The sequence below is a fragment of the uncultured Meiothermus sp. genome (assembly GCF_937863175.1).
GTDB lineage: Bacteria > Deinococcota > Deinococci > Deinococcales > Thermaceae > Meiothermus.
In genome coordinates, this window is record NZ_CALMCQ010000114.1 from 1 (window position 1) to 10,244 (window position 10,244).

Below are 10,244 nucleotides of genomic sequence, written 5' to 3' on the forward strand. Positions count from 1 at the left end.
GTTTTTTTGCCGGGCGTAGCCGGGTGGCTCTGGGGTTTTTGGTCGCGGGGATTCTGGCCGCGGCACTGGTAAAGCCCTTTCCGGTGGGTTTTGCATTTTTTGTGATTGGGGGGCTGGCCGCGCTGGGCGGCGGGCGCAACCCCAGGTACGCCAGGGAATTGCGCGAGCGCATGCGGGAATGGCGCAGATAGCGAAACTTTTTCCTTTGGCTTTCCTCAGCCTGGCAGTAGAGGTCCCGGCGGTGTCCGATACGTAAAACCAAAACCGTGATTCTCTGATCCTGGATCAGGCCAATTGGGCAGTAGTCACCTACCCGGTATTTCCAGACCGCGCAGGGCTTCGCCGATACGGCGTGGGTCGTCGGGGGGTGTAGTCCGCTCGCGTAGAAATTTCAGGATGCGACAGGCTGCGGTACCAAACCAGCTTGCCCAGTCCTTTCTCGGCATGGGGGTCAAACTCAATCCTGTAACCCAGGGCGTCGCTTCACTTCGTCTAGGGAAATGCCAGGCAGGTTTTTCTCGAGCCGCTCCACCGCCAGATACCAGTCTTCCAGGTACTGCTCAATAGCTTGCCGGGCGTAATAGGTCTTGGTGCGTCCGGTCTTTTGCGCCAGCATTTCCAGGCGTTCCTCAATTTCTTTGGGTATGCGGATGGCAAGCATTGCTACACAAGAATCCCACGGAGGTTCACCTTCCCACTTCCTCTGGCTATACTGAGTCGTTATGGTCTCGCTGCTACAAGACAAAACCTCGCTGCTCACCCTGCCTATCCCCGAGCTGCCGGGCGAGGGTTTCCGCCAGCGTCAGCTTGCGGACTGGCTCTACCAAAGAGGGGCGCGGCAGTGGGATCAGATGACCGACCTGCCCAAGGCCTTACGGGATGAGCTGTCCGAGCAGTTTCGCATCTCGGAGTTTGCCGAGGTGACGCCCTACCAGAGCCAGGACGGCTCGGTGAAGTATCTCTATACACTGCTGGACGGCAAAAAGACCGAGGCGGTTTATATGCCCTACCTCAACCGGAAGACCATCTGCATTTCCAGCATGGTGGGCTGCCCGGCGGGTTGCACCTTTTGCGCCACTGGCAAGATGGGCTTTGGGCGCAACCTGACCGCCGCGGAAATTCTGGATCAGATTCTGTTTGCCGCCCACCACCAGCAGCACCCGCCCCGCGAGATTCGCAATGTGGTGCTGATGGGCATGGGCGAGCCGCTTTTGAACGTGGAGAACGTGTTTGCCGCCCTCGAGCGGATGCTGCACCCAGAGGGGCTGGCCATGAGCCCGCGCCGGATTACCCTTTCCACGGTGGGCATCCCTCGAGGCATCTACCAGATGGCTGCAGGGGGGCTCGAGGTGCGGCTGGCCCTCTCGCTCCACGCCCCCGATGATGAAACCCGCCAGCAGATCATCCCCACCGCCCACCGCTACAGCATCGCCGAGATTATGGAGGCGGTGCGGCACTACCATGCCCAGACCGGACGCCGGGTCACGCTCGAGTACACCCTGCTGCGGGGCATCAACGACCGCGACTGGCAGGCCCGGGCGCTGGCACAGCACTTCAAGGGCATCAGCGTCCACATGAACCTGATCCCCTGGAACCCCTGGGAGGGCGCACCCCACCAGGGCACCCCCAGAGAGCACATCCTGAAGTTCGCCACGATTCTCGAAAGGCTGGGCATCCCCACCTCAGTGCGCTGGAGTCGGGGGCGGGATGTAGGCGCGGCCTGCGGGCAGCTTGCACTGAAGCAGCCCGCCTGAGCCGATCCTCGTTTTAAACTCCCCAACCCTAACGGCTTTCATATAAAGCCCCTACAATGGGCGGTGGTATGAACCGTAACCTCATCTTCATCATAATTGCAGTCTCGGCTTTGTTGGGCGCGGGGGCTTTCCTGCTATTTGGACAGCGCACCCCTCAGGCCAGCGTGGGCACCGGCACCCTCTGCGCCAACCAGCCAGCCGCCGCTACCGGCCTGACCAACGAGGGCATCACTACCCTCCGGCTCGAGGACACCCGGGAAGGCCTCGGCCCCCAGGCCATGACCGCCAACACCGTGCGCTTGCAGTACATTGGACGCCTGGTGGATGGTACCCAGTTCGACACCTCCTGCCAGCCGGGCCGCACCCCTTTCGAGTTCACCCTGGGGGCGGGCCAGGTGATTCCCGGCTGGGACTCGGGCATTGTGGGAATGCGGGTGGGGGGCCAGCGCCGGCTGATTATCCCGGCTCACCTGGCCTACGGTGAGCGCAGCCCCAGCCCCGATATTCCCCCCAATTCGGCGCTGATATTTGACGTGGAGTTGCTGGAAATTCGCTGAAATCCCCCGGCTGGTGGGCCAGCCGCCAGGGCGCGCTGAGCAGATTACCCGGTGCTCTGGGGCAGCCAGAGGTATACTGGCTGGGGAAGTTTGCCGACGGTTGCTGTTGCTGCAAACTGTCCCTCCAGCGACATTAAGAATCTAGCCTTGGGAGCGTGGTGAAGCCAGTGCGGTTTGTGGTGTTGAGCGGACAGAGCGGGGCCGGGCTGACCTCGGCCAGGATGGCCCTGGAAGACCTGGGCTATTTTTCGGTGGACAACATTCCTCCCCAGCTCTGGGGCGACCTGCTCAAAACGGTGGATGCCCGTGGCATTCACAAGGTAGTGGTGGTGCTGGACATTCGTGCCCGCGACCTGTTGGACGAAGTAGAAGCCGTCCTGACCCAGCTTAAGCCCTTCATCATCTACCTGGAAGCCAAGTCCGACATCCTGCTCAAGCGTTACAACCTTACCCGCCGCCTGCACCCGCTGGGGATGGGCAATCTACTGCGCGAGATTGACGAGGAGCGGCTGGCGCTGGCCACCCTGCGCGACCGGGCCGACCTGGTAATTGACACCTCCGAGCGCACCCCCCGACAGCTCAAGGAGTCCCTCGAGGCTGCTCTGGGCGAAGAAGAAGGCTTTTTGCTGCGAATTTTCTCCTTTGGCTTCAAATGGGGTCCCCCCCAGGACGCCGACCTGGTGCTGGATGTGCGGGCGCTTCCCAACCCCCACTACGACCCCCTCCTTAAGTCGCGCCCCGGCACCGATCCCGAGGTGGCGGCGTATGTATTCGCCGAAAAAAAACATGAGCCTTTCTACCGCACCTTACTAGCCACCATCGGGCTTTCGGCGGAGGGCGCACGCCAGACCGGGCGGGCAGCGTACACTGTAGCTATAGGCTGCACAGGAGGGCAACACCGCAGCGTGGCGGTAGCGGAGCGTCTGACCCAGGAGCTCTCGGGGCGTTTCCGGGTGGAAGTGGAACACCGCGACCTGGAAAAAGCGGTGGTTGCCTGAGCGAGGCCACTTGACATGATCTGGAACAAAGCCAAACGACCCAGCCTGCGTTCGCTGACCCAGGGCCTGCGGGCCAACCCCGCCGATGACCGTTTCCACAGCGTTCTGCGCTGGCTGTTGCCGGGCATGCGGGTCAAGCGCTATGCCCTGCTGGCCTTGCTGGGGCTCCTGGGCATGTTTACCGGGGTAGTTCACTTATCCTGGCAAACCACCCTGCTCCCCTGGTTTTTGCAGACCACGCGCTGGGCCGGCTACTTTTCTATCCCGCTGTGGGTTTCGGGTGGGCTTTGGCTCCTGGGTGGACTCACGCTTTTCCTGCTGGGCTTGCGTTGGATGAACCGCAGCATGCTCTCGGCTATTACCGACCCCGGCTCGGTCTCCAAGCAGGTTTATATTCGCCGGAGGCTCGAGGCCGGCCCTCGCATAGTGGCATTGGGCGGCGGGACGGGGCTTTCACGTGTACTGCGCGGCCTCAAGATGGAAACCGCCAACGCCACCGCAGTGGTAGCCGTCACCGATGACGGGGGCTCCACCGGGCGCTTGCGGGTTTCGTTTGGGGTTCCGGCCGTGGGTGACCTGGTAGACTGCCTCGCCGCCCTTTCCGACGCCGAAGGGCTCCCCGATCTGATGGAGTATCGCTTCCAACGCGGCGACGAGCTCAAGGGCCACACCTTCGGCAACCTGATGCTGGTCTCGCTCTCCGAACTTAACAACGACTTCGCCAAGGCCATGCGCCAGGCCAACCAGGTGCTGCGCCTGCGCGGCGCAGTATGGCCCGCCACCTTCGAGGCTGCCAAATTGTGGGCCGACCGGGACGATGGCACACGGATACAGGGTGAGACCGCCCTGCGGGAGCAGTCGGGACGCATCCGCAAAGTGGGGCTGGCCCCTGGCAGTGTGTCGGCCATGCCCGAAGCAGTACAGGCCCTGCAAAAAGCCGAGATGATCGTACTGGGGCCCGGCAGCCTCTATTCCAGCGTAATCCCCAGCTTCCTTCCCAAGGGCATCCAGGTGGCTATTCAGCAGTCCCGGGCCAGACTGGTTTACATCGCCAACATCATGAGTGAGCGGGGTGAGACCGAAGGCATGGATGCCTACGACCATTTTCATGCCATCGAACAACACCTGGGCCGCAAACCAAACGTGGTGCTGGTCAACAACACCCGCATCCCCGAGGATCTGCTGGGACGCTACCGGGCCGAAGGCCAGATGCCGGTACGCTTCAACCCCAAGCGTTTCGAGGGCCAGGGTGTGCAGATCGTTGCCGACGACTTCCTCGAGCCCGGTTTTGCCCAACACGACCCCATCCGCCTGGTCAAAACTCTGATGGCGCTGCGCTAGTGCAGCATCGTAAAAGGGTCTATACCGATGACCGGCTGGTTGGAAGGCCCGATTGGGCAATGGCCGATGGTCTAATAGCCGATAGCCTTTGCTGCATCCACTTGATGTTGTGCGAAAGACAGGGTAGGGTGTGGCCTTGAGTCCCCATTTGCTATGGCTCCAGGCTATGCAGTAAACAATCTAAAGGATCTTGTGAGAACGGGAACTTAAAATATGGCGACGCAGCGCTACTCTGTCACTCCGCATCCCATTGAGACCCTCCTCACATGGGTTAAGTCTGGGGAAATTGCTATCCCCGAGATCCAGCGCCCCTTCGTCTGGGAGGCGACCAAGGTTCGCAACCTGCTTGACTCGCTATACCAGGGCTATCCAGTTGGCTATCTGATCGCCTGGCGTAACCCAACAGTCAAGCTAAAGGACGGCACTCCGTCAGTTGGCAAGCGAATCCTGATTGACGGCCAGCAGCGGGTCACTGCGCTCATGGCGGCATTGCTCGGCCGCGAGGTGTTGACCAAAGACTACGAAACGGCACGCATCCGCATCGCCTTCCACCCGCTGGAGGAGCGCTTTGAAGTCGCCAACCCGGCGATTCGCAAGGATGTGTCCTGGATCGAGGACGTGGCGGAGGTCTTTGTGCCGGAGGCCAGTCTTACCGAACTCACCGACACCTACTCCGAGAAAAACCCTGCTGCCGACCGCAAGCGCGTCTCGCGTGTCTTGGAGAAACTCCGGAAGATTACCAACAACCACGTCGGTGTGATCGAGCTGGCCGAAGAACTCGATATTGAGACTGTCACTGAAATCTTTATCCGTGTGAATTCAGCCGGCGCCGAGCTATCACAAGCCGACTTCGCGATGTCGAAAATTGCGGTCAACGAGACCTACGGTGGCAACTTGCTGCGCAAAGCCATTGACTACTTTTGCCACCTGGCAGTAGCACCAGAGTTCCTCTCTCGCATCGAGAAAAACGATAGGGCCTTTGCCGCTTCCGAGTTCTTGCCGCAAATTCGCTGGCTCAAGGACACGAACGATGGGATATACGACCCGACCTATACCGATTTGCTTCGCGTGGCGTTCACATCAGAGTTCGGGCGCGGCAGGCTTCAAGATCTTGTAGCGCTTCTGTCGGGTCGTAACTTCGAGACTAAGCAGTTCGAGGAGGCCGTTGCCGAGGAGTCATTCGGCAAGTTGAAGAAAGGCATCCTCGCTTTCATCAACAAGACGCACTTTGACCGTATCACCATGATCCTTCGCTCGGCAGGCTTTGTGACAAACAACCTGGTTGGTGGTCGCAACGCGGTCAACTTTGCCTATATTTTGTATCTGCGTGGTCGGACAGAGGGCATGGCGGCGGCGGATCTGGAACGCCTAGTGCGGCGCTGGTACGCCATGTCAATTCTACGAGGGCGCTACACAGGTAGCCCCGAGACCGCCTTTGACCTTGACATCCGCCAGATCGAGGCGCGAGGGCCAGCAAATTACGCTGAATCGGTGATCGAGAATGAGTTACCTGATAGCTTCTGGATCGGTATGCTGCCCCAACTCATGGACACGTCGTCTGGCCAGAGCCCGTATTTCCTTGCCTACCAGGCGGCACAGGTGAAACTCGGCGACAAGGGGTTCCTATCGCGCGACATCACTGTACGGGATCTGCTCATGAACCGCAGTGACGAGCATCACGTGTTTCCCAAGAAACGCCTGAAGGCTCAGGGGCTGTCACGCGGTCGCTATAATCAAATCGCCAATCTCGTTTTGGCTCAGAGCGAAATTAATATCGCTATTGGCGACAAACCGCCAGAGAAATACTTTGGGGAGCTGGCAGACCAGTGCAACGGAGGCAAGCAGAAGTATGGCGGTATTACTGATATCGACGAGATGCGCGCCAACCTTCGAATGAACTGTGTACCCGAGACAATGATTGACGGCGATATACCTGACTACGATGCTTTTCTCGATGAGCGCCGAAGATTGATGTCACAAAAGATCAAAACATGGTTCGAGGCACTATGAGGATCGACCGCCTCGAAAACCGGAGCCCTGACAACTGGTTGCGGCGGACGTTCCGCTGCCCGCCCGCCTCTGAACTGGAACGATCACGAGCACAAATGAGCATTGATCTGAGATGATCCCCCTTCTCTTCTCCGATCCAGTGGGCGACGACCACGGTCTGGGCTATGCCTACCCGGCTGCGGCGCTATTTGCCGAGGCTGGTTTTGCCGACCTGACCGGCTTTGAAGCCCTTCGCCGGGGGGAGCGGGTGGTATTGCGGGTCAGGCTCAACCGCTATCCCGACCCTGGCAACGCCCCCCATGGCTTCTCCCTGGCAACCATCGGCATCTTTGTGGACACCGAGTCAGGGGGTCAGGAAGAGCTACCTGGCGCAGGTTTCCGAACCCCCGAAGGGCAGGGTTGGGACTGGGCCTATCTGCTTACTGGCTGGAAAGCCGAAGAACACCGCCCCAATGGTAGCGCGCAGGTTGTACCGATCACCAGGAATGGCGACTGGCTCGAGCTTTCCCCCAGCCTGCCCCCGAGGGACTATGGCTACTACGTGACGGTAGGACTCTACGACCCCTTCACGCCCTGGCACTTCCGTCCGGTACGCCCCGGGGGCGGCACCTGGACAATTGATGGCCCGGTAGGAGCCCCAGCCGCTGTGGATGTGCTCTCTCAAAGCCAGAACCAGGCTTATCAAAGCGGTGTCTTACAGCCAGTACGCGCCATCCAGAACCGTATTCCCTGGGCCGTTCTGAGCGCTGCTCTGGGGGTGCTCTTCATACTGCTGGCTTTTCGTTTCCCCGGGCGTTGAACGAGAGAAAGCGGTTACCTCGAGCCTTTACCCCCAGTACATATCCATGCGGTTCCTCCAGGGTGTACCCTGAGGCTATGCGCGACCTCTTGCTACGGTTGTTGCTCAATACCCTGGCTTTGTGGATCGTGACCCAACTCTACGGTGGCATCTATTTTGCCAGCGGCAGTGGCCTGGGCGATTATCTGCTGGCCGGGCTGATTTTCGGCCTTGCCAACGCCCTGCTCAAACCGGTGCTATTGCTGTTCACCCTACCGATCAATGTCCTGACCCTGGGGCTGTTTACCTTTGTGATCAACGCCGTGATTTTGTTGATCGTGGCAGGTCTAACCCCGCTGAACGTGCGAGGGTTTGGCGAGGCTCTGATTGGAGCCATCCTGCTCTCGATTATCAGCTTTGGACTGAACCTGCTTATCGGGCCTTCGAATCGGCACAGGGCGAGGTGAGCAAAGAAACAGGATGCAACAAATGTAAAGCGAAAGGAAGCGGTGGGCCTATAACCGTAGGCATGTCACCACTCCCCAGCCCCAGCGCGTGACCCTCGACACTCGAACTCTGGTCTTTGCTTTAGCGCGACCCGGTGATGTAGCTCTCCAACTCGGCAATCATAAACTCTTGCTGGGTCATGATGGCTTTTACTACGTCGCCAATGGAAATCACCCCAATCAACTGTCCCTTTTCAATCACCGGAAGGTGACGTACCCGATTACCGGTCATCAGGTTCATGCAGTCCGCTACCGTAGCGTCGGGACTGATGGTGATGAGGTTGTCGGTCATGACCTCCCTTACCAGGGTATCTTTGGAAATACGGCCCATCAGGATGATCTTGCGGGCATAATCACGTTCGGAGAAGATGCCAACCAGTTGGTTGCCGTCCATCACCATCAAGGCCCCTACATCGTAGGCGGCCAGGCGCTCGAGCGCCTCAAAGACCGTTGCATCAGCCGAGATCGCATGAACCATACTGCCCTTGGCCTGGAGCAATTGCCGTACCGTGCTGGTCATACCTCTACACCTCCAAAAAGCTGTTTTTACAGACTGGGACACCGGGTCCAAGTCGGGTTCAGCAGGGCAAAGACCTCCACATCTACCCTATCGTCTCTGAACGCAGGGGTATTGTACCCTGTTCACCCTATAACCCAATAGTGGCGCTTTCGCGGGAGACCTTTATGATCTGCTGCTCACAACCGCCTTAGGGTCTGGGTTGGCCTCGCGCACCGCCAGCGACAGGGTCAGCGCCGGGATGAGCAACAGCCCCAGCACACTCAAGCTCTCGAGTACCCCAAAGCGCTCGATCATCGGCCCTACGGCCCCATACAACAGCCCGGCAAATCCCCAGGTAAAGCCCATCAAAAGCCCCGAGACGGTAGCCATCTGACGCGGTTCGTGCTCCTGGGCCATCGTGACGGCTACCGGCACTCCTGCATTCATCAGCGCTCCAGTCATCGCCAGCAACACCACATAAAACCAGTTTTCCGGTGGAACCATCAGCAAGGCGATATATAGCGGAATGGCAAAAATCATAGTGCCAACCAGCACCCTGCGTCGCCCCAGCCGATCCGACAAGGTTCCACCCACAAAGGCTCCGATGGTTGCCGAAATACTGTAGACGGAGAGTGTAATTGCTACCTGCGCATCTGAAATCCCCCTCTGGTGAAACCAGAACGGGATGGTGGTGGAAAAGCTCATAAACACAATGCTGCGCAGGGTCGAGACGGCCCACAGGCGAGCCACATGTCCACGAAAAACCCGCTGCAAATCCCTGAAGGAAGAGGGCCTGGTTTGCAGCCGGGTGGGCGGAGCCTGGCGCAACAACAAAAAAGCAGGCACCAGGGCCAGGGGAATGAACCAGGCCAGGGTCTGCAATCCCCCCTGGTTTACTGCGGTAAGCGATACAATCGGGCCAAGCGAAATACCGATGTAGCCCCCGGTGCCAAAAAAGCTCATCCAGAAGCCCCGACGAGCCGGATCGGCATACTGGCCCACCAGGGCCGCTCCTGCCGAGTGAAACAAGGCCGAACCCAGCCCAGAAACAGCCAGTACCAGACCAGCAACCCACAGACTCGGGAAAAACCCCAGCAAGCCTCCGCCCAGAGCCATCAGCAGTGGCCCCAGTGCGGCCAGAAGCCGCCGGTCATAGCGGTCGGCTATCAGTCCCGCCAGCGGCTGCAACAAGCTTCCCGTCAAGGCCTGCACCGCTACCAGCAGCGAAACAGCTCCATAGCTCACACCAAAAGCATCCTGCAACCTGGGCAGCAGAGGTGTCAGGAAGGCCCCGAATAAATCGTTGGTAGCGTGAAGCCAGGAGAGTAATAATGGCAGCACGATTCAAAGCATACGGCAGGCGGCTCTTATTAGAAATCCGCCTCAACCACTCCCGAATCAACCATGCCAGCAACCACTGCATGCGGGTTGCTGGTAACAGAACGATGCGAAGCAGTCTGAAACTGCGAACGGCTGGGCATCTCGCAGTGACGGCGGTACCCTGCGATGAATAATGGAAGGCCGTAGACGGTTTTCTTATCAGGTGGCCTGCCTTAGCTTATCCAGCACTTCCCAGTCGCCCGGTTCGACTCCGTACAAAAGCGCCAGGTAGTAGCTCGCCCAGGCCACGCGATACCAGTAGCACAGGGCTTTGGCTAACATGCCCTCAGCCTCGGGCTCGGGGAGTTCAATCAGAGTGTCTACGCGGTTTTCCAGAATTTCCTGGGCGTAGTGCTTGCGCTCATCGTCGCCCGCCAGCACAGCCGCAATGGGATCGCCTTGCTCGTGACGGGCCTCGAGG

13 protein-coding genes are annotated in these 10,244 nt (G+C 59.4%); 8 read left to right on the plus strand and 5 right to left on the minus strand.

The window, feature by feature from the left end; all coding sequences use genetic code 11:
• Positions 1 to 191, plus strand: a 191-nt coding sequence (locus tag Q0288_RS04580; protein ID WP_299427864.1) for a hypothetical protein, incomplete at its 5' end; no start/stop codon positions are given.
• A gap of 114 nt (positions 192 to 305) precedes the next feature.
• Here Q0288_RS04580 and Q0288_RS04585 read toward each other — a convergent pair.
• Both Q0288_RS04585 and Q0288_RS04590 read right to left on the minus strand, forming a co-directional pair.
• Complete coding sequence (locus Q0288_RS04585; RefSeq protein ID WP_299427867.1) at positions 306 to 446, minus strand: hypothetical protein; 141 nt, start codon at positions 444 to 446, stop codon at positions 306 to 308.
• An 11-nt stretch (positions 447 to 457) separates the two neighbouring features.
• On the minus strand, positions 458 to 661 hold the full coding sequence (locus tag Q0288_RS04590) for a TraY domain-containing protein (RefSeq protein WP_299427870.1): 204 nt from the start codon (positions 659 to 661) through the stop codon (positions 458 to 460).
• 61 nt (positions 662 to 722) lie between these two features.
• On the opposite strand from Q0288_RS04590, the gene rlmN reads away from it, so the two are divergent.
• The 7 genes from rlmN to Q0288_RS04625 all read left to right on the plus strand — a co-directional run bounded on the left by rlmN (position 723) and on the right by Q0288_RS04625 (position 7,905).
• On the plus strand, positions 723 to 1,754 hold the full coding sequence (gene rlmN / locus Q0288_RS04595; RefSeq protein ID WP_299427873.1) for a 23S rRNA (adenine(2503)-C(2))-methyltransferase RlmN: 1,032 nt from the start codon (positions 723 to 725) through the stop codon (positions 1,752 to 1,754).
• Positions 1,755 to 1,822: 68 nt separating this feature from the next.
• A complete protein-coding gene (locus Q0288_RS04600; protein WP_299427876.1) occupies positions 1,823 to 2,311 on the plus strand; it encodes an FKBP-type peptidyl-prolyl cis-trans isomerase in 489 nt (162 codons plus the stop codon).
• A gap of 167 nt (positions 2,312 to 2,478) precedes the next feature.
• The gene (gene rapZ, locus Q0288_RS04605; RefSeq protein ID WP_299427900.1) at positions 2,479 to 3,309 is read left to right on the plus strand and encodes an RNase adapter RapZ; all 831 of its coding nucleotides are present in this window, start codon (positions 2,479 to 2,481) and stop codon (positions 3,307 to 3,309) included.
• A 15-nt stretch (positions 3,310 to 3,324) separates the two neighbouring features.
• On the plus strand, positions 3,325 to 4,650 hold the full coding sequence (gene yvcK, locus Q0288_RS04610; RefSeq protein ID WP_299427879.1) for a uridine diphosphate-N-acetylglucosamine-binding protein YvcK: 1,326 nt from the start codon (positions 3,325 to 3,327) through the stop codon (positions 4,648 to 4,650).
• A 213-nt stretch (positions 4,651 to 4,863) separates the two neighbouring features.
• Positions 4,864 to 6,660 carry a DUF262 domain-containing protein gene (locus Q0288_RS04615; protein WP_299427882.1) on the plus strand — a complete coding sequence of 599 codons (1,797 nt, stop codon included), beginning with the start codon at positions 4,864 to 4,866 and terminating at the stop codon, positions 6,658 to 6,660.
• A gap of 112 nt (positions 6,661 to 6,772) precedes the next feature.
• Positions 6,773 to 7,459: a glucodextranase DOMON-like domain-containing protein gene (locus Q0288_RS04620; RefSeq protein WP_299427885.1), complete on the plus strand. Its 687-nt coding sequence runs from the start codon at positions 6,773 to 6,775 to the stop codon at positions 7,457 to 7,459.
• A gap of 77 nt (positions 7,460 to 7,536) precedes the next feature.
• Positions 7,537 to 7,905, plus strand: a complete 369-nt coding sequence (locus Q0288_RS04625; protein WP_299427888.1) for a phage holin family protein — start codon at positions 7,537 to 7,539, stop codon at positions 7,903 to 7,905.
• Between the two features lie 121 nt (positions 7,906 to 8,026).
• Here Q0288_RS04625 and Q0288_RS04630 read toward each other — a convergent pair whose 3' ends face one another.
• The 3 genes from Q0288_RS04630 to Q0288_RS04640 form a co-directional block, all read right to left on the minus strand.
• A complete protein-coding gene (locus Q0288_RS04630; RefSeq protein ID WP_299427891.1) occupies positions 8,027 to 8,464 on the minus strand; it encodes a CBS domain-containing protein in 438 nt (145 codons plus the stop codon).
• A gap of 162 nt (positions 8,465 to 8,626) precedes the next feature.
• Entirely contained in the window at positions 8,627 to 9,784 is a 1,158-nt protein-coding gene (locus Q0288_RS04635; protein ID WP_299427894.1) for an MFS transporter, read from the minus strand.
• 198 nt (positions 9,785 to 9,982) lie between these two features.
• Positions 9,983 to 10,244: SIS domain-containing protein (locus Q0288_RS04640; RefSeq protein WP_299427897.1), on the minus strand; the 262-nt coding region annotated here is incomplete at its 5' end.

Coding starts and splice junctions, on each gene's coding strand:
- Q0288_RS04585 (WP_299427867.1), bottom strand. CDS start 446: ATGCCGAGAAAGGACTGGGCAAGCTGGTTTGGTACCGCAGCCTGTCGC.
- Q0288_RS04590 (WP_299427870.1), bottom strand. CDS start 661: ATGCTTGCCATCCGCATACCCAAAGAAATTGAGGAACGCCTGGAAATG.
- rlmN (WP_299427873.1), top strand. CDS start 723: ATGGTCTCGCTGCTACAAGACAAAACCTCGCTGCTCACCCTGCCTATC.
- Q0288_RS04600 (WP_299427876.1), top strand. CDS start 1,823: ATGAACCGTAACCTCATCTTCATCATAATTGCAGTCTCGGCTTTGTTG.
- yvcK (WP_299427879.1), top strand. CDS start 3,325: ATGATCTGGAACAAAGCCAAACGACCCAGCCTGCGTTCGCTGACCCAG.
- Q0288_RS04615 (WP_299427882.1), top strand. CDS start 4,864: ATGGCGACGCAGCGCTACTCTGTCACTCCGCATCCCATTGAGACCCTC.
- Q0288_RS04620 (WP_299427885.1), top strand. CDS start 6,773: ATGATCCCCCTTCTCTTCTCCGATCCAGTGGGCGACGACCACGGTCTG.
- Q0288_RS04625 (WP_299427888.1), top strand. CDS start 7,537: ATGCGCGACCTCTTGCTACGGTTGTTGCTCAATACCCTGGCTTTGTGG.
- Q0288_RS04630 (WP_299427891.1), bottom strand. CDS start 8,464: ATGACCAGCACGGTACGGCAATTGCTCCAGGCCAAGGGCAGTATGGTT.